The organism is Prevotella sp. AM34-19LB (genome assembly GCF_003468525.1).
Taxonomy (GTDB): Bacteria; Bacteroidota; Bacteroidia; order Bacteroidales; family Bacteroidaceae; genus Prevotella.
Map to the genome: position 1 here is coordinate 87,464 of NZ_QSIG01000007.1, position 25,586 is coordinate 113,049.

At 42.8% G+C, this 25,586-nt stretch carries 21 protein-coding genes and 2 pseudogenes; 9 read left to right on the plus strand and 14 right to left on the minus strand.

Annotation, left to right across the window (positions count from 1 at the left end):
* Nucleotides 1-227: 227 nt before the first annotated feature.
* The 3 genes from DW830_RS03800 to DW830_RS03810 all read right to left on the minus strand — a co-directional run bounded on the left by DW830_RS03800 (nt 228) and on the right by DW830_RS03810 (nt 4,125).
* Nucleotides 228-2,786 carry an outer membrane beta-barrel family protein gene (locus DW830_RS03800; RefSeq protein ID WP_119248925.1) on the minus strand — a complete coding sequence of 853 codons (2,559 nt, stop codon included), beginning with the start codon at nt 2,784-2,786 and terminating at the stop codon, nt 228-230.
* A 1-nt stretch (nt 2,787) separates the two neighbouring features.
* Nucleotides 2,788-3,567, minus strand: coding sequence for a DUF4974 domain-containing protein (locus DW830_RS03805; RefSeq protein WP_119248926.1), 780 nt, complete (start codon nt 3,565-3,567; stop codon nt 2,788-2,790).
* Nucleotides 3,568-3,636: 69 nt separating this feature from the next.
* Nucleotides 3,637-4,125: an RNA polymerase sigma factor gene (locus tag DW830_RS03810; RefSeq protein ID WP_233544368.1), complete on the minus strand. Its 489-nt coding sequence runs from the start codon at nt 4,123-4,125 to the stop codon at nt 3,637-3,639.
* A 185-nt stretch (nt 4,126-4,310) separates the two neighbouring features.
* Between DW830_RS03810 and DW830_RS03815 the strand changes: the two genes are divergently transcribed.
* Together DW830_RS03815 and DW830_RS03820 are read left to right on the plus strand one after the other, a co-directional pair.
* Nucleotides 4,311-4,607 (plus strand): nucleotidyltransferase family protein, encoded by a 297-nt coding sequence (locus tag DW830_RS03815; RefSeq protein ID WP_117664352.1) that lies wholly within the window; start codon nt 4,311-4,313, stop codon nt 4,605-4,607.
* Nucleotides 4,591-4,920 carry a helix-turn-helix domain-containing protein gene (locus DW830_RS03820; RefSeq protein ID WP_233544369.1) on the plus strand — a complete coding sequence of 110 codons (330 nt, stop codon included), beginning with the start codon at nt 4,591-4,593 and terminating at the stop codon, nt 4,918-4,920. Before DW830_RS03815 ends, DW830_RS03820 begins: the two co-directional genes overlap by 17 nt.
* Nucleotides 4,921-5,198: 278 nt before the next feature.
* Here DW830_RS03820 and DW830_RS03825 read toward each other — a convergent pair whose 3' ends face one another.
* The 5 genes from DW830_RS03825 to DW830_RS03845 all read right to left on the minus strand — a co-directional run bounded on the left by DW830_RS03825 (nt 5,199) and on the right by DW830_RS03845 (nt 10,308).
* A complete protein-coding gene (locus tag DW830_RS03825) occupies nt 5,199-5,624 on the minus strand; it encodes a hypothetical protein (RefSeq protein ID WP_006849315.1) in 426 nt (141 codons plus the stop codon).
* Nucleotides 5,625-5,702: 78 nt separating this feature from the next.
* Nucleotides 5,703-5,885 (minus strand): type II toxin-antitoxin system HicA family toxin, encoded by a 183-nt coding sequence (locus tag DW830_RS03830; protein WP_040553868.1) that lies wholly within the window; start codon nt 5,883-5,885, stop codon nt 5,703-5,705.
* Nucleotides 5,886-6,521: 636 nt separating this feature from the next.
* Nucleotides 6,522-9,107, minus strand: coding sequence for a TonB-dependent receptor domain-containing protein (locus DW830_RS03835; protein ID WP_158573430.1), 2,586 nt, complete (start codon nt 9,105-9,107; stop codon nt 6,522-6,524).
* Between the two features lie 17 nt (nt 9,108-9,124).
* Nucleotides 9,125-9,811, minus strand: coding sequence for a DUF4974 domain-containing protein (locus tag DW830_RS03840; RefSeq protein WP_233544370.1), 687 nt, complete (start codon nt 9,809-9,811; stop codon nt 9,125-9,127).
* Nucleotides 9,812-9,828: 17 nt separating this feature from the next.
* A complete protein-coding gene (locus DW830_RS03845) occupies nt 9,829-10,308 on the minus strand; it encodes a sigma-70 family RNA polymerase sigma factor (RefSeq protein WP_119248929.1) in 480 nt (159 codons plus the stop codon).
* 302 nt (nt 10,309-10,610) lie between these two features.
* Here DW830_RS03845 and DW830_RS03850 point away from each other — a divergent pair, with 302 nt between their 5' ends.
* From DW830_RS03850 to DW830_RS03860, 3 genes and pseudogenes are all read left to right on the plus strand, one after another.
* Entirely contained in the window at nt 10,611-11,378 is a 768-nt protein-coding gene (locus DW830_RS03850) for a radical SAM protein (RefSeq protein ID WP_022120410.1), read from the plus strand.
* Between the two features lie 45 nt (nt 11,379-11,423).
* A complete protein-coding gene (locus tag DW830_RS03855; protein ID WP_117663641.1) occupies nt 11,424-12,245 on the plus strand; it encodes a bifunctional hydroxymethylpyrimidine kinase/phosphomethylpyrimidine kinase in 822 nt (273 codons plus the stop codon).
* 48 nt (nt 12,246-12,293) lie between these two features.
* A pseudogene (locus tag DW830_RS03860) lies at nt 12,294-13,282 on the plus strand (DMT family transporter).
* A gap of 44 nt (nt 13,283-13,326) precedes the next feature.
* Here DW830_RS03860 and DW830_RS03865 read toward each other — a convergent pair.
* On the minus strand, nt 13,327-15,423 hold the full coding sequence (locus DW830_RS03865) for a hypothetical protein (RefSeq protein ID WP_158573431.1): 2,097 nt from the start codon (nt 15,421-15,423) through the stop codon (nt 13,327-13,329).
* A gap of 204 nt (nt 15,424-15,627) precedes the next feature.
* Here DW830_RS03865 and DW830_RS03870 point away from each other — a divergent pair, with 204 nt between their 5' ends.
* From DW830_RS03870 to DW830_RS03885, 4 genes are all read left to right on the plus strand, one after another.
* The gene (locus DW830_RS03870) at nt 15,628-16,401 is read left to right on the plus strand and encodes a helix-turn-helix domain-containing protein (RefSeq protein WP_233544371.1); all 774 of its coding nucleotides are present in this window, start codon (nt 15,628-15,630) and stop codon (nt 16,399-16,401) included.
* A 93-nt stretch (nt 16,402-16,494) separates the two neighbouring features.
* Nucleotides 16,495-17,052 (plus strand): hypothetical protein, encoded by a 558-nt coding sequence (locus DW830_RS03875; RefSeq protein WP_119248931.1) that lies wholly within the window; start codon nt 16,495-16,497, stop codon nt 17,050-17,052.
* A 213-nt stretch (nt 17,053-17,265) separates the two neighbouring features.
* On the plus strand, nt 17,266-19,593 hold the full coding sequence (locus DW830_RS03880) for a TonB-dependent receptor domain-containing protein (RefSeq protein WP_119248932.1): 2,328 nt from the start codon (nt 17,266-17,268) through the stop codon (nt 19,591-19,593).
* A 54-nt stretch (nt 19,594-19,647) separates the two neighbouring features.
* A complete protein-coding gene (locus DW830_RS03885; RefSeq protein WP_147487194.1) occupies nt 19,648-20,241 on the plus strand; it encodes a hypothetical protein in 594 nt (197 codons plus the stop codon).
* Nucleotides 20,242-20,247: 6 nt separating this feature from the next.
* Here the strand turns inward: DW830_RS03885 and DW830_RS03890 are convergent, their stop codons facing one another.
* The 5 genes and pseudogenes from DW830_RS03890 to DW830_RS16310 form a co-directional block, all read right to left on the minus strand.
* Nucleotides 20,248-21,006, minus strand: coding sequence for a helix-turn-helix transcriptional regulator (locus DW830_RS03890; RefSeq protein WP_119248934.1), 759 nt, complete (start codon nt 21,004-21,006; stop codon nt 20,248-20,250).
* Nucleotides 21,007-21,058: 52 nt separating this feature from the next.
* Entirely contained in the window at nt 21,059-21,679 is a 621-nt protein-coding gene (locus DW830_RS03895) for a hypothetical protein (RefSeq protein ID WP_119248935.1), read from the minus strand.
* Nucleotides 21,680-22,500: 821 nt separating this feature from the next.
* A complete protein-coding gene (locus tag DW830_RS03900; RefSeq protein WP_119248936.1) occupies nt 22,501-23,619 on the minus strand; it encodes an HNH endonuclease family protein in 1,119 nt (372 codons plus the stop codon).
* A gap of 5 nt (nt 23,620-23,624) precedes the next feature.
* Nucleotides 23,625-24,608: an adenine-specific methyltransferase EcoRI family protein gene (locus DW830_RS03905; protein ID WP_119248937.1), complete on the minus strand. Its 984-nt coding sequence runs from the start codon at nt 24,606-24,608 to the stop codon at nt 23,625-23,627.
* Nucleotides 24,609-25,403: 795 nt separating this feature from the next.
* A pseudogene (locus DW830_RS16310) lies at nt 25,404-25,586 on the minus strand (hypothetical protein); the annotation flags it as partial.

Genomic DNA, 25,586 nt, shown 5'->3' on the forward strand with positions numbered 1-25,586 from the left:
ATAGAGTTACGGGGAGAAAAGCATAGGGTTACGAGAAGAAAACTATAGGGAGAAAAGCTAAAAAAGCCTGATTTTGACTCCAAAACCACAGAAAAAAATAACACGGACAAATTGAATTTGTCCGAACCCTTTGTCCGTCGGCTTATAATATCCTAAATATCAGATACTTAGAACCAACCGGACAATTTGTCCGGACAAATTCAATCTGTCCGTGTTTTTAAAATGAGCTATAATCTGCTCTTTTCTGCATTACCAGCACCCGTACCCTTATACTTGCTCTTGGTGGCATTGAAGTTATAAGTTACCGTCAGAACAAAAGAACGAGAATTCATCTTGCACTTCTTGAACATAGACATACATGTAGCAAACGACTTCTGATTATCGTTCAGACCATGGAAGAGATCGTTTGCCTCCAATTGAATGCTAAGACTTTTCTTTAGGAACATCTTCTTGACAGAAAGATTCAAAGCACTGACACTACCCACTTCTGAGAAGCCAGAACTATGAGATGAAGATATGAAATAATCTACATTAGCCGACCAATCGTGACTCAAGGAAAACCAGTTGTTCAACCGAACAGAGAATTGAGGCTTGCGGAGATTACCATGATAACCATACTTCTCACCATTCACAAACTGTTGTTCAAAATCCAACTCCCACATCGGATGCCAGAAACCAACCACAGGAGTTGCCACTAAAGATAAGTCCATTACCTGTAAATAATCTATATTATAGGGCTTACTAAGCAGAATATCTGAGGTTGTATCATATAGCATTTCAAGAGTGGTGATGGCATGTTTGTTATAACCATAATTGGCAGAAAATCCTAACCAACCATACTGAACATCCCATCCTAAATTATATATATTGGTAGGAAGCAAAGAAGGATTACCACCCTCGTAAATATAACGGTTGTCATATCTGGTAAAACCGGAAAGGACATCATAAGAAGGACGCTGAGTTTTCATCGATGCACTCCACTCCATCTGAAGTTTCCCCTTCTGATAACCAAGAGAGAATGTAGGGAACACATTATCGTATGTCCTACTCATCTCCCGTTCAGAGCAGTCATGACTTACATGCTCATATCTAGCTCCAGCCTGTAAGCCAATATGATTGCCTATAGCAAGATCGATATTGGCAAATGCAGCAAAGTTTTGCTCTTCTATCCTACTGTCAGAAGTGGCGATATACTCCTGTTCGTTCTGATAGAAATTATGAACATGACTATTGGTATATTCTGTTCCAACATTGAGATTTACTTTTTCAGAAAGAGGATAACCCAATTCCAACTTACCAGCCAACATGCGGCGTTTGTTTCTTGTTATACTGTTCACATCACGTGAGCCAAGTTCCTCACTCATTTCTACGGCATCTTGATAAGTCTTATCAGAAGACCAAAGAGCGGTAGCGTTCAGATTCACACTCATCTTGCCCAGTTTTCCCTCATAGTAGGCATCCGCCTCATGAACAGGACCTTGAATCGTACTACTTTCATCGTCATCATACTTCACTTTGCCTACATGCTTCCCATCTTTCTTCACCTCATAGTCTGACTGCAGATTGAAATATTCATAGGTATTATTATAGACACTATAGAAGATACCCAATGAATTGTTATCATCTATCTGATAGTTCATTCCCCATTTTCCGTATGGATTATGGGAACGCAACGTTCCTGAATAGGGCATCGCCAAGTTTACCTGATGCTGATTACCCATAATAGTGGTCTCCGTAGTTTGAGAAAGATGACGATAGGTATCATTCCACGCCAAGAGCGAGAAGATATCTAAGCCACCCATACGATAATTGAGATTTAAATTCTCTATCCAATTATTCTTTTCGGCAAAGGAATACTTGGAATAGAGACTGCCACTCAAACCCATTCCCTGTTTTTTGATGGTATGTATGCGAATAACAGACCCCACCTCGGCACTATATTGTGCACCAGGATTGGTAATGACATCCACACTTTTCACCTCCTTAGAAGAGAGATGCTGTAATTCCTTGGTATCGTTAACTTTTCTGCCATTGATATAAATTTCAGGAGTACCTTTTCCGAATACGCTACAACCTCCATCGGCGTTCACTCTTACACGAGGAATCTGTTTCAATAAGTCGGAAACCATACCTACATCGCTCAACAATGTACCCTGAACCTGGGTCTGGAATCCACCATGGGTTAACTTGGTACGAGGGCGAACCGCCTTCACTATCACCTTCTGCAGGTTCATTGTTGCCTCCTTCAGAGTTATTGTTCCTATCTTGCCTGTATTATATGTATTGCTTGCCGTAATATAGCCCACGCAACTTACTCTTACTATCGCCTTTCTCGCCTCGCAGGGAATCACGAACTGGCCGTTCTCATTCGTCACGCCGCCATTTATCAATGAAGAATCACGAACATTCAGCAGGGCTACATTGGCGAAATCTACTGGGCGTTTCTTATTGTCGATGATGCGGCCTATCATCTTGGTGGGAGTCTTCTGCGTACACTCCACAAAGATGTTTTCGCCATCTATCGTCATCTTCATCGGATAGAAACCCATGATCTGGCGGATGGCATCCGGAGCTGTTCGCTTCACGATACTTGTTGTAACCGTGAAATCCTCCAGTTCATCATACATAAAGTTGATACGATAATCCTTGGTGCTCTTGGCAAGGATGGTGAGCGCTTCTGACATAGAAGTGTTGCGGAAGCTGCGGGTGATGCGTTGGGCATAGATGGTCTGAAGAGAAAGGCTCATCAGACCTGCCAGCAGCATGATATATCTTAATCTTTTCATCTTATTCCACGATTAAAGTTTGACCTTCTTGACGAATATTCACTTTCTCGAAATGATTCAACAGTTCGATGATATCATCCAGACTCATGTTCTTCTCCAGTTGCAGGAAAAGACGAATGTGGCGAGCCGACTCGTTCTGATAAGTTACCTGGAGATGGAAATGCCCGGCGATAGGAGTCAGGATATTCTGAAGCTCAGCGTTTTCGTAAACCAATGGGAGCTGGGCAAGACTTGCAGAATCTGCCTTTTCTTCTATGTTGGATTTCTGAGGAGCAGAAACCTGCTGGATAGAATCCTTTCGGGATGCCACGAGTTCGGTATTGTTCTTATCAGATGGCTGATGGGAACGGGTTACCAGATGAATAGCAGCAAAGGTGATGCCGGAGACGACAAGGACGGCAGCAACGGCAGCCACCTTTCTCATCGGACTACAGAGAGGAAACAGCTTGGCAGTTTGCTGGGTTTCTGCATTCTGACTCATCTCTTCTTTCTGCTGCTTTTCTTCTTTCTGCTGCTTTTCTTTCAGCTTCATCTCGTCTTTCAGCTTCTCCCATTCTGCATCAATCGAAGGCATCTTCATCTCTTCCTTCGACTTGCCGAAATCCAGAGACTGTCGGGTCTCTACCAACTGCTGATAGAGGTCGTTCACTTCCTCATCGCCCAAAAGTTCATCCTTCTGGGTTTCGGAATACTTTTCGGGATGCTCCAGGAGATCGAGGAGCATATCCCATTTCTGAGAATCCATCTTCTGAGGATTTATGTCAGATAATTCATGTTTCATTTTCTTTTCCTTTCTTCATTTTAGGGTTCCATTGTAAGGACGTCTTCAGACAATAGAATCATGGTTATGCTATTTTCCTTTCAACTTTTCTCTGAGCGTTCGCAAACCTTTTACGATATGCTTGTTCACTGCCGAGACGCTGATGCCCAGCTCCTCCGCCGTATCCTTATACGACATTCCTTCCCGATAGCACAATCGGATGACGGAAGCAGTCTGGTCGGTCAGTTCGTGGTCGATGCAATCCACGGCAGCCTGCCATCGCTCTTCCAGGCGAGAAGGTTCTTCCTCCGTCAATTTCTCTTCCGAGAGAGGAAGAAGCCGTTTCAGTCGTTCATCTCTCTTCTTTCTGGCTATAAGATTGATGCAGGCATTCTTCACGCTCCGCATCAGGTAAGCCCGGTCTGGAACCAGCTGTTTATCCCACAATCTGGAGAACACATCACTCACCACATCCCTCGCCTCCTCATTATCATGGAGCAAGGCAAAGGCGAAGCGATACATCTGCTCGTAATGGTCGTGGAACAGCCGTTCCATCCGCTGTTCATTTTCTTCTGTCATCACGTCATTTTCTTCTTGTTTCTACTCTTATATACAAGCTTTCCTGAAATCAATTACCCCTAAAATGAAGAAATCTTCTACTTTTTTTTGGAAAAGCAATGCAAAGGTAATAAAAAACTAGAAAAAAGCTTGCTCTTTCGAATAAAAAGTGTATCTTTGCAGCTAAGAAACAACATCATTATATTATGGGTAAACGAGCCATCATAGAAGCTTTACGCCATTATTTCAGCACCCAACCCGTACTGAAAGCCTGGCTGTTCGGTTCTTTCTCCAGAGGGGAAGAAACGAAGGATAGCGATGTCGATATTATGGTTTCTTTGGACAAGAGCAAACCTATAGGTTTAAAATTCTTCGGCATGTGGAACGATTTGGAAGAACTCTTAGGTAGAAAAGTTGATTTGGTATCAGAAGGAACCTTACTCCCTTTTGCACAGGAATCAGTAGAACGTGATAAAATCTTAGTATATGAGAGAACGAAGTAGAGATAAAAACCGCCTAGAGCACATGCTCAGAAGAAGTAAGATTTTAGAAGAACGCCGCAAACATGTTGATCCTGAGATTCGCAGGTCTGTAGATTTGTCTTTCCAAATCGTAGATAAGATACATGACATTCTGGTTTCTAAAGGGATGAAGCAGAAAGACCTAGCCCTTCTACTCGGAAAACGGGAAGCGGAAATAAGCAAATGGATGCGGGGAACACATAATTTTACAATAGACACTCTTGTATCTATTGAGGATGCTCTCCAAGCTCCGATATTAAATGTAGTTCATCAGGATTTAGAAATATGTGTGTGATTTTTTAATCGGTCAAGCAAAGAGCAAGCCAATATGGTTTTGCCTTCGCTTGACCGATTGTCATATATTACCCCTCTATTTGCAATAACTATGCAACTGGTAAGAGTATTGACCACACTCAACTTATCGATAGGAGCCACACGAGAAACGATTGCCGTTAATGCGGCAAAGAAGGCTGAAAGCAAAGCATAAAAGCCCCGATGCGTCACGCACCAGGGCTTCGAGCTCTTTTTACAATAAAAATGAAACAATCATCTTTGCTAGAAAGAGACTGCTCTTTAAACGTACTGTAGAACTGGCTTATCTATCAAGAGTCCAGTGTCTATATCTTCCTTGATCTTTGCAATGCCTTGGCGAATTTTCTCCAGACTCTTGCCTTGCGGCGACTTGATGCCAGCCGCATACTGTCGCAAAAGAGAAGCGTTCATGCCGATATATTTGGCAAACGCCGAGATGCTGAGCGGATAGTAGTTGAAGAATGCCCCTACATCGAAGACGAAGTGAAACTCCAAGTCTGGATATTCCTTGCCCTCCTCCTCGTAGAACTCCCTCATCTCCTTATCTGCTATAAGAAAATCCTCCATGGCAGCCTTTGCGGTCTTGCCATCACCGATGAGACCAAACGTCAGGTCATCGGTCCCAGTCATAAAGCAAGAATATAAATCCTTGCCAGACTCCACAACAACGGTAACTTTCCTTGCCATATCTTCTATATTGTTATAAGTTCATAATCAAAAGTGTTCTTCTCGCATACCAAGATTCTCATGGAAGAAGAACCTGGGCTAAAGCCCAAGTTCTTGATAGATAGATTTGAGAGTGCCTTGCGGCACCTCTCCAGTTCCATGCCGAGGAACGACTGCGCTCTTCCCATTGGCAGGGTTGGACCAGATGTCGTGTCGGCCTCCATGACGAAGTAGAAAGCACCCCGCTTTCTTTAACTTCCGATACAGCTCGCTGTATTTCATAATCTTAGTACGTTTAAAGAACACTTTGTCCTCATTGGACGATGCAAAGGTAACAATAAAGTTATTTACCGCCAAACATTTCGGTAACTATTTTGTTACGTTAACTGAGATTTAACATTTGTGGGCGCAAATATCAGTCTCTCTTTTTTCTGTTACTTATTATCTATACAGTTGAGCCAAGCGAAAAACTAAGCAAAACATAGATTATTTTCGAAAAACCTATGCAAAGGTACAAAAACAAATAGAGATATGCTAAACGTCTGCCTTTTTATTTCGTTAATATCCTTATTTCAACCTCCAAAAAGAGGAAGTAACAGAGATAAAAGACATATCTATGTAAACAATATTCCAAGAAATACATATTCGCCTGAAATGCTAGAAAAACAGGGCATAAAGAGATTTAGAATTTTCCCTTAAGGAAAAATAAAAATATCCTTAAGGGAAAAAATATTTTTCCTTAAGGGAAGGAACAAATCCCCTTAAAGGCTTTTTTTGCCCACGCCACACCTGTAAAGATTCCATCACAAGACAAAATTTTAATCGGTCAAGCAAAGAGCAAGCCAATATGGTTTTGCCTTCGCTTGACCGATTATCATATATTCATTGTTTATTAAGAGAGTTTCTTCCTAACAAAAACTACAAGCGGCTCTTTTCTGCATTACCAGCACCTGTACCCTTATACTTGCTCTTGGTGGCATTGAAGTTATAAGATAAGCTCATACCTACACAACGCTCATAGCCATAACAGTCTTTTTCCATTACAGTATGGCTGCCATACATTGTCCATTGTTCCGTGTCGGTCTTGAACAAGTCGTTGGCATAAACGCCTATTACAAGAGCGTCGTTGAGGAACGACTTTGTGAATTTCATATCCACACGAGCAAATGACTTTGTTTTTTGCAGGTCATTAAGCCTACCCGTCTTATATCTCATATTGAGAAAAGCCTTTAGTGTAGACGTTATGTTGAAACGATTGTTTAGACGGAAGTTGAAGCATGGTCTGTTTGACAGTTTGTTGACATCAAAACCGTCAGTACACAAGAACGACTGTGTGTAGTCTATCTCTGCCATAGGATTATACCAACCAAAACGGGGCGAAGCCACTATCGAAACATACACATCCTGACTATTATTGAAGTTGACATTGCGTAGAAAAACAATGTCTTTGCCTTGATAGAGTGTGGCTACCCACACTATCGGCTTGTCTATATAGTTGTAGCCAGCATTCAACGACAACCAGTCGTACGCCACATTCAAATCAACATTATTTGTTATACATGGACGGAGATAAGGATTTCCCCCCTCATAAGTATAGCGGTTGTCATACTGCACCTCATCTCGCAGACTGTTATAGCTTGGGCGCCGTGTCTTGCAGGTATAGGCAAGTTGCAATACCCATTTGCCACTGTTCCATGACATAGAAGCAGAAGGAAACCAATCGGAATATCTACGACTCGGCTCAGTCTGCAATCCTCCGAAATAATAATAATCGGACTTTACATACTCGTATCTTACACCTGCATTTGCAGAGAATGCTCCAAACTTCAAACCATACTCAGCAAAGCCGGCTATGCTCTGTTCGTTAATCTTTGTATTCGATGCATCTACATATTGCTCGGCATTGGCATATTCGCCACGAATACGGGATGAAATAAATTCGGAGCCTACACTTAGTGCTCCCTTCCAAGCGGGGTAAGACAAAATGAGTTTAGCAGCAGCCATGTCACTATGCTGTCTGTTACGTGTATGAACGTCGCGACTCTCAATATCTGCGCTGCTTTCTTTGATTGACATAGTCCTGCCTTTCTTTTTCCAGAAATAAGTGGCGTTGAAGTCCACACCCAATTTACCAATCTTACCCACATAATAGGCGTTAGCATTATGCACCGGACTAAAGCAATCACTTATATTGGCCGCTTCGTTTACGAATGCTGTTTGCACCCCGTCTTCCATTATCTTCTGATAAGAGTCGGTCGTTCCTCCTTTGCCCGAACCATACTGATTCTCATAGCTCAATCCAAATGTATTGTCATCATCTATAGAATAAGCAAAAGCAACCTTTGCGCCAGTTCCCTTTGAGCGATACTTAATCGGTGAAGTCTGTTCTATAAATATATTCTTCGTGCCATTGATTTCGGTAGACAATACATTATCCTCACCGCCTGGTGTCGTTGTTCCCCAAAGTTCGCCAAACACTTCTGCTTTTCCTGTGCGATATGTTGACGATAGGTATTGCGAACCACCCCACCACTTGTTGAACTTTGTAGTAGTATAGTTCTCGCCACTCCATCCTTCGCCTTGACGGCGAATTGTTCTGATACGAATTACAGACTTAATCTCTGCATTGTATTTGGCACCAGGAGCGGTTACAATCTCTACATTCTTAATATTATCCGACTTCAGTTGATGAAGCTCTTTGAGATCGTTCACCTGTCGGTTGTTGATATAAATAAGCGGTGAACCTTTGGCAAACACATTCACCGTTCCATCCGAACTGACATCAACGCGAGGCATTTCGCGCAACACATCAGTTGCAGTACCAATTTTGTTTAGCTCTGAGTGCTCTATATCCACAAGCATTCCCTCTTTGCCCAACTTTATATTCTGGCGCATAGCTTTTACCTTCACGCCTTTAAGGTTTATCGTATTCTCATGCAACACGATAGTCCCTATCTTACCTATATTATATGTATTGCTTGTCGTAATATAGCCCACGCAACTTACTCTTACTATCGCCTTTCTGGCTCCGCAGGGAATCACGAACTGGCCGTTCTCATTTGTCACGCCGCCATTAATCAATGAAGAGTCACGAACATTCAGTAGGGCAACATTGGCGAAATCTACAGGGCGTTTCTTATTGTCTATGATGCGACCTATCATCTTGGTGGGAGTCTTCTGCGTACACTCCACCATGATATTATCCTCCACCTGCGTCATTCTGATGGGATAGAATCCTATCAGCTGCATGATGGCATCGGGAACACTCTGGTTTCTGATGCTCTTGGTCACCCTGAAATCCTCCAGCTCATCATACACGAAGTTGATGGTGTACTTATGCTGGCGGGCATTCAAATCCTTCAACGCCGCAGAGAACGACACATTATTATATTGTCGGGTGATGCGCTGGGCATAAGACTGCTGAACCCCAAACAGCAGGAAGAGAAGAAGAAGCTCTCTGATAAGCTTGCCGCTAACGGGCATTGGTTTCCAAAAATCTCTCATAAACATATCCTCCTATCTTATTTCACCATCAATATACCGTCAATATACTCTATCTGTATGCGGTCGAAAGCATTCAAAATCTCCAGGTTCTGCTCCAAAGTCTTCGTCTTGTTCCAGTTGAAGAAGAGACGGATGTGCTGGGCACCGGCATCCACATACTCCACCTTGACATGATAGAAACCGGATAACTGAGCCAGAATGGTTCCCAATTCAGCATCATCAAACACCTCGGGTTTCATATCAAGAGAATCCTTGTTCTCTACTGTTGCAGCACGAAGACTGTCATTCGGCAACGCCTGGGTTGTTGCCAGCTGTTCTGTCGCAGCCTTGTTATCCGCTGCCTGATCAGAAGCCGAGAACCCCAACCAGCCATTGTGAATCGCAGCCAAGGCTACACCCGAAAGGAAGATGATGCCGACGATGGATGCAGCAATCTTCACCCGGTTGCGATAAGCGCCCTTGGATTTGCCGGCATCTATCGCCAACTTATCCTCGTGATGTGCCTGAACAAACTCCTTCCAAGCCCCATCCACATCCACCGCCTTCGGATTGGCTTTCTTGCCAGCCATTCTCGCCATCGCCAGTTCATGGAAGAACTCCTTCACTTCCTCATCGGCAAGCAGGTGCTCCACCTGCTCGTCGGTATATTTCTCGGGATGCTCCTGCATGTCAAAGAGCATCATCCGCTTTTCTTCTTTACTCATGTTTGTCATTGTCTTGCTCATTTAAATTGTTTCTTAATCCAGTCCATCGCCTTCGAGAGATGGTTGAATACCGTCACCTTGCTCACTCCCACTTCATCAGCCACCTCCTGATAAGATTTCTCCTGAAGATAGCGCAGACGGAAAATGAGTTGCCGGATAGGCGGTTCCAGGTTTTCGATGAGAAGCATCAGCCGGTCGAGTCGCTCGTCGGTCTCTTCCGAGAGAATCACGTCGGCATCATCCAGCAGCAGCTTCGCCACCCTTTCTTTCACGCTCTTATGAGCTATCAGGTTGAGACAGCGGTTGCGTACGCTCCGCATCAAGTAACCATCCTCACTCCCAGGCACCAGAACCACATCATCGGCAAGAATCTGGGCGAATACTTCGCTCACCACATCCTTGCTCTCGTCATCATCCGAAAGAATGCATCTGGCCAGATTGTACATCTTCGCGTAATGCTGACGGAATAACTGTTCTATGTCCTTTTTTCTGTTCATATACTATCTATACAGTTGAGCCAAGCGAAAAACTAAGCAAAACATCAACTTTTTTGTTTTTTCCTTTAAATCCGAATCGAAATCACCAAGAATCTCCCCGGATTTGAATGCAAAAGTACACAAACTATCGGAGATAGAAGACAAATGGTAAGGATAAATCGATTTTCTGTTGATTTATTTGTTCATTCCAACATTTTTTAGTACTTTTGCCCACCAAATTACGAACAAGTAAATAAGATTGGTATAAAATAGGTATTACCAAGATAAAATAAAGAATAGATTAGATAAAGGAGAATAAGATTATGTCAACGATTATTTATCCATCACCGATATTCGGTCCAGTAAACTCCCGCCGTCTGGGAGTTTCACTGGGCATCAACCTCATGCCATCTGATGGCAAGGTCTGCTCATTCGACTGCGTTTATTGCGAATGCGGATTCAACGCCGACTTCCGTCCTAAGAAGAAGCGCCCTACCCGCGAGGAGGTAAGAGAAGGATTGGAGAAGGTTCTGAAAGAGCGCCACGACAACAACCAGCCTTTGGACGATATCACCTTCGCCGGAAACGGTGAACCTACGGGACACCCAGACTTCAAGGGAATCGTGGAAGATACGATGGAACTCTGCAAGAAATATTTCCCTGAAGCACAAGTATCCGTACTCAGCAACGCCACCTATATATATAAGGAGGAAGTGAGAGAGGCGCTGATGCTCGTGGATAACAACATCCTGAAACTGGATACCGTGGATATGGATTACATCAAGAAGCTGGACCGCCCTCAGCAGCCTAACTACGACGTGAAGGATGTGATCAAATATCTGAAGATGTTCAAGGGGCACGTCATCATCCAAACCATGTTCCTGAGAGGTGACGGTTTGGACAATACCAGCGAGCACTTCGTAGCTCCTTGGCTGGAGGCAGTGAAAGACATCCAGCCTCAGCAGGTAATGGTTTATACCATCGCCCGCGAAACACCAGACAAGTTGCTGGAAAAGGCACCAAAGGAAGTACTCGATGCCATCAAGGAGCGTGTAGAGGCACTGGGCATCAAGTGTACAGCCAGCTATTAAGAGATAATCAGGATAAGAAAGAAAAGCAAGTAGAAAAAAGAAAGAATGAAAGCGAAAAGTAATATCCTTATTATCAGCGACATGTGTGGCTACGGAAAGGTATCTGCCGCAGTTCAGATGCCAATCCTCTCTTATATGGGACTCGACGTGTTCAATCTGCCCACCATGCTTATCAGCAACACCTTCCCATACGGCAAGTATGCCATTCTAGAATGCACTTCATATATCGAGGAAGCCTTGCAGAAGTGGAACGAACTAGGCATTCACTTCGATGCCATCACCACGGGTTTCATGGCTTCGGAGCGTCAGGCTAAGCTGGTGGCACGCTATTGCAGAGAACAGGCAGCACTGGGCACCGACATCTATGTGGATCCAGTGATGGGCGATTACGGCAAGCTCTATGGTGGAGCCAGTGAGAGTACCGTGAGATGCATGAAGGAGATGCTGAGCGTATCGCATCTCTGTTTTCCCAACTATACCGAGGCTTGCCTGCTGACGGATTCGGAATACAAGGAAGAGGGAATCTCGGAGAAGGAAGCCTATGAACTGATAGATAAACTGAGAGCCATTGGTTCCCACTCCGTGCTCATCACCTCGTGCATCGTAGAGGGTCAGCATGCCGTTGTAGGTTTCAATCATCTTACAGAAGAGTATTTCCTCCTGCCCTACGAAGAAATCCCCGTTCAGTTCCCAGGCACCGGCGACATCTTCTCCAGCATCATCGTGGGCAGACTGAAGGATGGCGATCATCTCCGCCATGCCACCCGTATAGCCATGGATACCCTGCGCAACTGGATAGACATCAACAAGGATGATAAGGACAAGAACCGCGGTATTCCTATAGAAAGACATCTGGGTGACTTGTAGATTGCCATTTAGCAAACACAGAAGCAAGGGAATACCAATTAAGTTATAATGGAAAAGAAAGAAACAAATACACTCAGTATATTTCAGCGCCCGATATGGGTAAGCCTGTTCGCTCTTACGGCTGCTATCTCGTGGGGATGGGCTTACCCATTGATCAAAATGGGAATGGAAGAATATCAGATTACAGCAGACATGACCGGAAGCAAGATGCTTTTTGCAGGCATCCGCTTCTTCATCTCCGGCATCATCATCCTTGCCATCGCCAGAAGCTCGCATCGAAAATTCGGATTCAAGAAGCAAGCTGTCCGGAAGGAGAATCATGATGTTCAGAAGAATGGAAGCTTCAGTTTCCTGACAAATTCAAATGTCTGGTTCCTTCTCCTCTATGCACTCCTCAACACCACTCTGCATTATGCCTTTTTTTATTTCGGACTCTCGCATAATGCAGGAGCCCGTTCGGCGATACTCAATTCGATGAGCGTCTTCACGGTGGTTATCTTTGCCTGCATCTTCTTCAAGAGCGACAGAATGACGTGGCGAAAGGCATTGGGCTGCATCATCGGATTCCTGGGCATCTTAGCTTGAACCTTGGCGGAAAGGAAAGCGGAAGTTTCACATTCCTGGGCGATGGTATGATTATCCTCAATGCCCTGTGTGGAGCCAGTGCTTCCCTGCTGACCCGAGGATTGAGCAAAAGAGTGGATGTTTTCGTAGGAACCGGTTATTCGCTGAGCATCGGTGGAGCCTTGCTGGTGATTCCTGCATTGTTAATGGGTGGCTATCTGCCAGTCATCAGCCTCTGGGGCATCACTATCCTTCTGCTACTCATCGCCATCTCAACCATCAGTTTCGCTCTCTACAACAAATTATTGAGCTGCAATCCCGTAGGAAAAGTAGCGATATACAATTCGCTCATCCCCGTAGTAGGAGCCATAACCTCCTGTCTCTGTCTGGGCGAAACCTTCTACTGGAAGTATCTGATAGCAGGCGCATTGGCTACTGTCGGAATTTATATCATCAATAAAGGGAAGAAATAAATTCCGGCTGTTGCCCATGCAACCCATATAGAAAGCAAAGCCACCTATTTCAAGATACCCGTTTCGCGCTCCTCATTGTTGATATTCCGCTGTATCTTACGGTATTCCTTTCCCCGATTGATATTCCAGGCAACACCGATACGGAACAAATTACCTCCCGAATTGTCATATCCACGAACCTGCTTGCGGAGTAATGCGTTGACGATTTCTGCAGAATAGGATTTCGGATGAGCCATAAACGGATTATGCATATAGAGCGTAAAATCGAAATCACCTATATGATAACTGGCTGAGGCAGCCAATGAAGGAGGATTATGCCCGATGTTCTCTCCCTCCATAAAATTCCAACCGTTATCAGCATACAGCATCACAGTCCATTTTCCCCAATATCCCTGTAATGTTCCACCATAATTATAAGCGGTATAACAATGACTGTACTCATCGCCCTTATTGAAAAAACGGTAAATACCTGCATTCACAGATAATATAAGGTGGTCGGGAATAAGGTCAAACCGGGTATCATTCGTAAGATACAACATATTACAATGGGGCTGATTCGTCTGGGTATAAAGAAACTGATCATCTTCGGTACGGATGTATTTCGCCAAATTGCAATGACGATTGATGCGATAATTCAAGGTAAAATCAGTATTTATCCTTGGTTTACTGAAAGAGAACGCAACCCAGTTCTCATATCTACTGTTAGGCTTAAGCGAAGGATTACCCACAGTCCATTCCATACTGTTCTTTCGAATACGGGTATCCGAAATCATAGCTATCTGCGAAATATGCTGTGATAATTCACTTCCCAAGCGGATCTGAAACGAAGATGTCAAGGAATAAGCCAATGTGAGTTTCGGACGACAAAGCCAAAAACTAAAATCCTCATCTCCCTGTCGATAAGACTGATTACTCAACCCGAAGCCAGCCACATAAGTTAAACGGGATGTTCCTTCCTTGAATTGTTCCAAACTTCCCTTGATTTGTGCAAAACCATAAATACCCAATGAACGGATACCATTCTCGCTAACCACATCACCCAAATACTGATTATCCATATATTTCCAGTTCAAGTTGGTTCCTGCAGAAAAAGTAAAGGGTTTCAACCGGTTTTCATAGATAGCCTCGGCTATGAGCGAATAGGTCTTTCCATCTACCTGATATTGATAGGGTTCGCCCTCACCTTCATAATAGGCTCCTTTGGTGTGGATATAAGTGCCCAAAACATCTGCCGACAAAGACTGATGCTTGCCCAGCTGATGATAGAAATACAAATCGAGAGCAGGAGTAAAATCCCTACCCTTGCTGGTTCTGTAAACAGGATACGCAGGCTTTCCAGATTCAGAAAACCACATCTCATTCGATGTATAAGGCTGATTGCTGAAATCCGTGGTAAGCGTTGTCTGGAATACATATAAGGCAGAATCAGCCAGATTATACTTCAACTGCAATGTATTATCATAATTTCGAGTTGCCACATTCATGATTTTTCGAGATATCTGATACTCAGAACCATCATGTAGAAGATACTGAGCATCCTCATTATATTCGGATGCCTTATTATCCACATAAGTCTGCTCATATAAAATATTCAATTGGCTCTTGCCCCTATTGATAGATGCATAGACATCGTTCGAACCGAGCTTGGTAGTTAGCGCATTAGTCAGGTTGAAGCCCAAACTGCCACCCGATGAAGCCCTGCGGGTATGAATATCTATCACGTATGCAATATTCTTTCCATATCTTACGCCAGGGCTGTCGATATAATCTACACTCATAATAGAAGCTACATCCAGCATCTGCACGTCATGCATATTGGCGAGAATGCCATTGATACGAATCTGCACTTCTCCTTTATTATCGGTAGCAGAAATGGAACGGCCAGCCTCATCAACCCTGATATGAGGCAAAGCCAACTTTCCTAAAAGCGAAAAACCAGAAAAAGAACGCTGCTTCTGAATATCGCTTGGGAATATCAACTTGCCATCTTCCTTGTTGACTACTCGTGCCGCCTTCACAACAACCTCTTGCAAGGCTATAGAATCATTCGATACCTTCTGGATCTCCTGGGCACTTATTTCTGCACAAGAGATCAATGCCCACAGCATCAACATAGCTGTTAACAATTTACTTTTCTTCATTGTCATCATATACTTTTTCTAAAACTTGTTTTCTGCTGCAAAGGTATCAAAAAGAGAAGACCAAAGCGAAAAATATGACTGACATGAGTCTGACATTTATCAATTAACGAATATTATATCTAGTTTTATACCATCTTTCATAGAATTTCTGTACTTTTGCATTTGAATCTTTAAACAGTATATCATTTAAACAGAATAGATAATATGAAACTGAAAGCATATCATTCCATCCTCATCTTCGCCATCCTTGTGATGTCTGCGGCATTCTCCAGCGTAAGCAACTACCGCAAGGCACAGTATGCCATTGTACAAGATATGAACAAAGCTTTGGCTCTGACTCTTCAGGAAAATAAATATCAATGGATTACGCCTGATACCATCCAGAGCTACCGCTCACATCTCAGCATCAACCTACTGAAATCGACCAGTAATCTCTGCTATGTGATGGAAGACAGAAGAAGAGGGAAGAACAATTCCCAGTTGGTAAATAGCGCCAACCTGCTCAGCAGCAAACAGATGCTCCTCAACGAGCATTCTATCCAAAGTTATGCTAACTGTTCGATGGCAGATGTTTTGAGTATGAGCAACCAGCGGACATCTTTGACGCTTACCCTCATGGCTATGATTTGGGCAATTGCATCGCTATACTATCATCGCAGAAAACAACCCTGGAATCATGAGGCTGATATGTTCGGCACCATGTGCTATTCTCAAGACGAGGATTCCTTCTACAATCAAGAAAGCGGACAAGCCATCAAGTTTACTCCGATGCAGCACCAGCTGATGCAACTCTTCTTCAACAATACGCATCACCAACTCTCCAAACAGGAGATTTGTGATGCTCTTTGGCCCAAGAAACCGGATGCCAGCGAAACGCTCTATACCTTGATTCGCCGTATCAAACCGGTGATTGAGCTGAATAGCAACCTCATGATAGAATCGGAAAGAGGCAAGTCTTACCGACTGATAATCAGATAAGTTCAGAAATGTCAGCCAAATGTCATACTTATTATTTGGCAGTTTCTCATCTTCTTCATACCTTTGCATCTAAAATATAAAAGTAGCAAAGATATGAAGAAGAATTTTTTGATAGCAGTTGTCTTGCTGATGATGATAAACTTCATCATCAACTACCACCATGAGGTTACGAAAGAGAAGCATACACCGATGGCGGATTTCAAGACCAAGGTAGAGATGGCGCCCATGAAGGAATACAATGATCCGGACTTCGGCTACGTTGTCAAATATCCTTGCTTCTTCCAGCAGGAGGATACTTCGGTATCGGGATACCAGGGCTATGCCCGCTTCTCATTCACCAACCATGCCAACATCATCCTGGAGAGTTACGTTACCCCCAACTATAGCAACACCCTCCAGGCTTGTGCCGATTCTCTAGCCCAGAAGCTTCATTCGGAAAGGACGATGCAGGCATCGGATAAAGCATTCATCCTCTCCGGTCCTGTCTATGAAAACGGAGTAAGAGTAGATGGCTACAGTCATTACGATAAATTCATCAAGAGTGGCAGAATACTCTTCGTCTATTCCCTCACCTATCCCGACAGCTACAAGCCAGCCATGCCCCGACTGTTCAAACTCATAGACGACTGGAGAGTATTGGGAGCATATTGATTTGTGCTAAGCGGCAAGCCAATAACCAAGGTAGGCATCAACTTCGATATTTATCCCCTATCACCAAACGCTATCTATCCTTTCTTTTTATACACAAAAGTGTAATTCTTAAGCCGCACTCTTGAGAAATACACTTTTGTGTCAAAGGCTTTTTACTTAAAAGCTATACTTTTGCAGCAGAAAAATAAAAAAATCAAGCAAAACTGTAGCAATATGAAGGAAAAAGTAATTTTTACCACAGTGTTGTGCCTCTCGGCTATGACTCCGATGATGGCGCAGAATATCACCGGCAAGGTGATGAACACCAAGGGAGAACCTTTGGCGTATGCCAATGTAGTATTATTGAATAGAACTGACTCGGCTTTCGTCAAGGGTGCTGTGAGTGGAGAGGATGGCAGCTTTGTCATCGACTCTTCCTGCCACGGCGGAATCATCAAGGTGACATCCGTAGGCTATAAGACAATCTGCAAGGATTGCGAGGGCGAGAATGTGGGCATCATCAAGATGGAAGAAGACAGCAAGATGCTCGGCGAAGTAGTCGTAAAATCATCCCTGCCTAAGACTATCCTGAAGAATGGCGGAATGACGACAACCGTTGTCGAATCCGTACTTGAGAAGGCAGGAACCATGGAGAACCTGCTCGACCGCATCCCTAACGTTTCTGCCCAGAATGGCAGCATCAAGGTATTCGGACGCGGTGAGCCTGTTATCTATATCAATGGACGACAAATGAGAGACAAGAGCGAGCTGGACCGTTTGCATTCCGACAACATCAAGTCGGTGGAAGTCATCACTAACCCTGGTGCTCGTTACGCAGCCAGCACCAAGGCGGTCATCCGTATCACAACGAAGAAGATACAAGGCGAGGGCTTCGGATTTGATGCCTCAACCACAGGTGAATATGATGAGAAGAAAAACTTCGGTGGATTTGGCCAATTGAATATGAGCTATCGCAAGAATGGCTTAGAGCTGGGCGCATACGCCTTTGGAGCAAGACAATACCAGCCAGACAATAAAGATTTACAGCAGAAGACATATCTTGACAAGACTTGGAACCAGAAGAGTGAAATCAGACAAGTAGGTATTCTCGAAGCCATGAACTTCCGCTTGGATGCCAGCTACCAGTTGGATGCCAACAACTCGATAGGAGCCAACTTTGGTTTTCTAAGAAATCCTAAGCAAACATGGAACGGCGATATGAGTTCTTTGATATTGCAAGACGAAGAATTGTCTGAAAGTTCTGATAGTCATGCTGATTTCTTTTGGCAGAAGAATAATCTTTCAAGCAATATTTACTATGTAGGAAAGATTGGCAAACTCGGCATCGATTTCAATACCGACTGGCTATGGTCGAAGGAATACCAGAACGATGTTACCAAAGAGCAATACCAGGAAGTGGGGATGAATGCACAAAGCCAAACGGCTCAAAGCTTGACTAACAAGGACTATCATCTGCTCGCTTCCAAACTGGTGCTTTCTTACCCATTATTAGGTGGTAATTTGTCTTTGGGCGGTGAATATTCCAATACCCATCGTACCTCAAAGTATCAAGTGGTGCCAACCAACCTGGTATCGGATGACGACAGCCGTATAACGGAAAGCATGACATCCTCATTCTTGACCTATTCAAGAGATTTCGGTAATCTGAGTTTGGAGGCAGGTATGAGATACGAGTACATCGACTTCAATTACTATGAATATGGCAAGTATGTGCCTGGGCAAAGCAAGTCGTACGGCAATTGGTTCCCATCCATCAGCTTGTCAATGCCTGTGGGCAAGGTACAGATGCAGCTGAGCTATGCAGCCGACATCAATCGTCCTTCCTATCATAATTTGCGCAGCGGCATTCAGTATGACAACCGATACACATATGAAACGGGAAATCCATTTCTGGTATCTCAGATAAGCAGAAATCTCAACTACGAGCTGGCTTACAAATGGTTGACATTTGATATGACCTACAGTCATACTTCACATCCAATTATGTCAACAGTGGAGACTTATAAGGATAATCCTGCAATAAGCTTGATGAAGCCTGTGAATGGGAATTCGTATAATGACGTAGAGGCATCCATCAACTTGCGCCCTTCGTTTGGCATTTGGTATCCTTCGTTTACCGCATCCGTCGACAAACAATGGTTTGATATGGAGACGCACGATGGAAAAGCGCTCAACAAGCCAATGGCTTCTTTCCGTTTTGACAATACGCTCAACACCAAATTGGGAATGTTTACGTTGATGATGTCGTATATCACGAAAGGCCATGAAGAGAATCAGTATCTGTACAAGCCAATGTTTTGCACGAATGTTTCTGCATATAAGGCTTTCTTGAAAGACCGTTTGTCGTTTCAGCTCTTCATCTATGATTTGTTCGGGACAAACGATAGCCACATGATTGCTCATTTTGGCAAAATAAAGGAAATGGTGTATGATGGACTGTCAACAAGTAAAGTGTCGCTTACTGTACGATATAAGTTCAATACTACAAGAAGCAAATATAAGGGTACGGGTGCAGGAGAAAGTCAGAAGAACAGAATGTAATCTGCCTATCTGCAGCATCCGGTAATGGTATAATGACAATAAATCTCTCTATAAATGAACAACCCAATAAAATTGTTGATTAGTGGCGCAGACTTGGGAAGCTTGATAGCTTCCTGTGCCTTGCGCCATAACTTCCATGAAAGCTCTTGGCAGGAAGATAGATTTCAAATCTATCTCATAGAAAAGGATACGCTGACGATGGAAGATGTGGATGCATGCGACTTGTCGGGCATCCGGTATGCGGTAAATGCAACCTTGCATGACAACGAAGCCTCTTTTGCTTTCGATGAGAAATGTAAGGAGCAGGGCATCACCGTTATCCATGCCGTCAATCTTGGCAAGGCTGCCTTTCTCGCTGTAGAGAAACCGAAAGGCTATCCTTTCAGCGAAATAGTGAAAAAAGGAACGGATGATTTCCGGTGCTCATTAGGCAAGTATATCTCGCAGTACGGTATGTTCTGGCAGATGCCTGTGCCTTGGGTAGATGAAGCCATCAGGCACTATTCCAAGGAGTCTTTCCCGCAACTGGGCATCGGGGCATACATTGCCGCCGGCTATTGTGCCAACATCCTCGTAAACCTTTTGGAAGGCAAGGAGGTGAAATACTTCCCCAAGTTCTATCTCTCGCCTTTGTTGGAAGAGATATGATTGCGATTATATCATCTGATAGTTTGTGGCATGAAACAGTGCTTCGGCAATGTTCTTCACACCCATCTTGGCGAAAAGGTTGCGCTTGCAAGCCTTTATCGTATCCACCGATTTGCATAGTCGGTCGGCAATATCATTCATCGTGTAACCTTGGGCAGACAATCTCAAAACATCTCTCTCTGTCTCGCTCAAGGTTATGCCTTCTTTCTTTTCCCACTTGTGGCGCAATGTAGAATATTCAAAATAGCCGCGCTCACCATTCTTCTGCATGATGATATGTCCCGGTTCGTCGGTTGCTGCCAATGATACGGTGCAGAGAGCAAGCCAGATTCTTCCATCATCAGAAAGAAGTATCGGAGTGAGGTGATGATGAATCAATCGGCTATGTCTGCCATTGGTAAGATGAAAGTCGTACGAGATGGTATAGTCCAGGCGGTCGCCCACAGGCAATTCATTGAAAAGATCAAAACCTTTCTTGTTCACTTCGAGCAGCATCTGCAGGTCGGCATCCGGAACATGGTCTATATACATCTGATAGCCAGCCTCCATCAATTGCTCCGGTTCCAATCCGCAGAGATAAGCGAGGTTATCTGATGCATAGATGAAGTCCTGATGAAAATAATCGATAACATAGACGCACTGGTAGGTGCTGCGGGCAAAAGCCTTTGCCGCATTCACCAATAATTCTATCTTGTCGTAATCTTCTCTGTTGATATGATTCACCTCGTTGGAATGGAGGAAGAAATCTTCTTTTTCTTTATTCATAAGCTATTCTGAATATTGCATCATTGAAGGAAAGAGATTAATTCTAACATTTTTATTTTACACCCTCCTGCATTGTTTTTAATTCAGAATCTGTCATTTGCAAATAGATGGAAACACCATAGACGGTTTCACCATTGGATTTTACTCCCAAAGGATGAACCATACAGAAAGAGGGTTGAGTACCCATTGTCCAGCCTGTTATCTGAATGTATTCTTTATTGTCAAGCAACAGGACTGTGTGTCCCATTCCGTTGTAATTATTATTGAAAGAATATGTTACTTCTTTCTTTTTCATATCGTTCTTAGCAAGAGCTGAACGATGATAAATTGTTAATTTAGTATTGCTATCAAAATAGTAATTATCTGGAGATGCACCAATCTCATTGTGATAATATTCGAGAGGCAACCTTTTTCCATACTTGTCTATTTCCCATGTGCCATAGTGCTTCCAGCCATGACCAATAAACATTTTGTCGAAGTTTTCTTTGCTAATGCCGCCACCAGCACCAAAACATTTTCCACCTTCACTAAAGTCGTAGTTGCTTCCATGATTATCCAATACCGAAGCCCATTGCTGTTCAAATGTTTCCTCGGAATCATCATTGCAGGATACCACAAAGAAGGATGCAAACAGAACGAATGCTAATCCAACAAAAAATCTAATTGTCTTCATAATTAATCAATATTTATTGTTCTAACAAAAAAACGTTTTATCGTCTGTATTATTATATCAGAGGAGATTTTTTCTGTTTTTTAACTAAATTAAAGTTATTGACTAGGTGCTAATTGATACTAACAGAACTTTTTCGGATCACCAGCAAAAGTGTGTGGCTACGTATAATTTTATAGCCCCAAACATTTGTATATCCATAAATAAAATCGTATCTTCGCAATCCGTCGCAATAGTAAGCCACTTTCAAAAACACTCTTCACTCTTCACAGAAAGAACATAAATGTCTGTAACTTAGAAGCTTGCACGTGTGAAGAGTCTGCCCCACTCTTCACCTCTCTTCACCCACTCTTCACCCGAAAAAATCTGTGTAAATCTGTGGGACGTAAAAAAGTGGTTTCAGCCCCCCGACCAAACAGGGCGAGCTTCCGTTTCAATTTCGTGCGTAATCCGAAGGTGAAGAGTGGTGAAGAGTGGTGCGTAACTCTTCACCTCTCGCACCCCCAGTGTTTATCGGGGTTTCAGCCGATTTGGTGAAGAGTGAAGAGTAAAAAAGAGAGTGGTTGTTTATACCAGCTCCCGACGTATCGTTTTGTGCCTGGCAATGGCAGGTTATTGCCCTGGCAAGGGGCAATGTTGTGCCATAGTGAGGCAATAAGCGATACAAGCCGCTTTACGCATCGTCAGTACTATCATGGCGACCTCTCAGTAACGTCTTTGCGCCTTGTAAGTACTATCGCTATTGCTTGTAAGTACTATCGTTACGATGAGTTGTTCAGATGCCCCATTTTATGTCCATCGTTATAAAAGCTCAAATCCATCATTTATTTTCCTCCTTTTATTCTATTACAAGTACGGCAAAGCATTTGACAATTCTCGGCAACAGTCGTTCCACCATCACACCAAGGAGTGATATGGTCAGCTTCCATTTCTTCTAACTTAAAAGGTTTACCACAATGGGCACAGACTCCTTTTTGTCGCTCATAAGCCTCACGTTTCTGTTTCTTATCAAAAGTACGGAAACTTAAATCGCGCAAATCTCCACTCAGCACATATCTATAGATGCCAGACTTCTTCATGATTTCATCATCTTCCATCAGGCGATGTATTTCTGATTCTAATTGTTGCGTATCATAGATATTGCTTCCAAACTCATCAAACATAGCACCCCAATCTAAGCCTTTCATCTCCTTTCTATATTTAGGAAAAGTAGATTTAACCCAAGTGATTATTTGCATATAGTAAGCCCAAAGCTGATTGGCGTTCGGATCATTTTGATGAATAGCCATATACTTATCTATCGGAGCTGGATCCGAAATACAATCGTGACGTGCAGCCCACTTCAAAATGGTCTGCAAATATGCTTGCTCCTCAAGCTTGCCAATCATATAATCACCACCTACCTTATAAGCCGCACACCCATATTTACTGAAATAACGGCGAGCGTCAGTAATAAAGGGACCAACATATACAGCATTACGTAACTCCTGATCGAGCAAACGCTCACCTGCAATGTTTATCACACGGAACCAATCAAGCTTTTCCATATCTGTACCAGTACAGAAATAGACTGTCAACTCATAGTCAAGAAAGTCCTTCTTTTCTTTTTCTGTCAGATTGTCAAAGTAGAGCACTGGGCGGTCTTTATCAACAATATTGAAAGCATGTTGGTAAAACTCACAGATAGACAGTGTTCGTTGTTGTCCATCTATCATTTCATATTTACTTTTATCGCCAACACTCCAATACATAATATTAAGAGGGTATCCTTTCAATATGGTTTCAATCACAGCCTGCTGTTGTTTTAGCTCATAACGAAACTCACGCTGATAAGGAGGACGAATATTCAACTTACCATGATAGCCGTAGACACCATTATTTGGGTCATTGCTATAATCTGCAATCAAGTCACGAATTGCTACTTTTTCTTGTTTTATATCCATATTAGTTATTTTTTCTTGATAAATATTCTTGCATAAGTATTCTTGCCGTTAATCAAAGGGCGCGCATCTTTATCTCCTCTAAAAGGAATACCAACAATATCAGCATTATAACCAGCCGAAGCACTCATACCTAAGATTACAAATTGGTCTGGATTATATTTATCGATAAATGTTATCGGTACTCCCATCACCCCTTCATAGTCGCACGGAATATCTGCGGTCTTACCAACATTGATAGCATCGTAATTATCATAAGTAGGATATTCTTCAGGAGAATAAGATTTATAAAGAATAATATCTTCATGGCGTTCCTTATAATCAAGATTGGTAAACCATGTCACGCCAGATACCCTGATCATTCCTTTCCTATGGTCTCCAGCAGTAGCAACATCCTCATAAGCGGAAATAAAATGACCAGCATTTCCCTTAAAGCCAAATCCCAACCACATTTTGTTATCTCTAATCAAAGGAAATATCTCTTTGTAGGACAAAGCGTTTTGATGTCCAATTATCAAGAACTTTTTATCATATTCCATTAATTGAGCCACATACTCACGAAACAAAGAAAAAGGAGGATTAGTTACTACAATATCTGCTTCTTTCAGAAGTTCAATACACTCTTTACTACGGAAATCACCATCACCCTTTAATGGCTTCACTCCTATTTCTTCCGCATCAGGAATATGATTTTCATTTTTGTCACCTTCATAAACAAGATATACTGCTTGCTCACTTTTATTCATACTGAACAAATCCATATCTTGATTTTTATAGCAAGTAGTGATTAGTTTCTTCAAACCAAGAAATTCAAAGTTGTATGCGAAATAAGTAAAAAAGTTACTCACACGAGGATCATCACAATTGCATAACACAGTCTTACCACGAAAATGTTCACGGTAATGACGGAGTTCATTATTGATGTCTTCTAGCTGCGTGTAGAATTCATCTTTTTTAGCAGCCTTAGCTTTATCTATGGTTCTTTTTGCCATAATGTTTTGATTGATAATTAATGAGTTACAAGCACTAACTATCAATCACGCCAAGACGCAAAAAGGGCGTGATGCTCTTATTGCGTTCAGCTATGAGGCAGCCTCGGAATGGAAACCTCAACCCTTCAAATAAGAATGCACCACGCCTATGCGTAGATGCATTGCTAATACATGAAGGATCAAGGCACCCCATACCGAATGCCTTATCACAATTATTCCTTGTTACGTTATTTCCAATAAGTTTCCGAGGCTTTTGGCTGAACGCGAAATAATAGCGAATGCTTTTGTTTACCAACGATGTCTTGGAAATGGCAGTAGCCAAATCCAATTGCAAAGATACAACAATTTATTGAAACGAGCGCACCTTTCACCGAAAAACTTCTATTAAATCATGCTTTTTTCTTCTTTAGATGCCTGCAAACAAAAAACTACGCCAAAAAGACTATTGTCTTAACTCCTCAACGACCGCAACGAGCGATAACTTCTTTAACTTCTGAACTTGCAAAACTTGAATATACAATGGTATTTTGAGCCGATTCAACACAAAGCCACCTTCAGAAATAGCTTCTCAAAAACAGCAATTAAAATTTCATTCTCCTTTCACAAACATCAGAGTATGCTAATAATCAACCACTTAAGTGTGAAAGGAGAATTCAACACCCCAATAGTACTACGGCTATCATGGGAAACGACAAAAGAACCAACTGCGCTTACCACCGCACCATTTACCTTGAGCTGAAACAACTATAATAATCAGCCGAAAGGACTATTAATATAAGGAGAAGGCAACTTAGTCTAAAGGAGAAAGCAACTATCACAAAAGGAATAGAAAAGGCTCAGGGCAGACGCATTAAATTGCGCTGCCCTCCAAAGTTTTGACAGGTACTCTTCATCCCAGCCTGCCTTCAATCTTTTCAGGTTGAGACTTCCCTTGGTCGCCTTGTCATTTTTCAAGATGGAGAGGGCCATTTTGCTTAT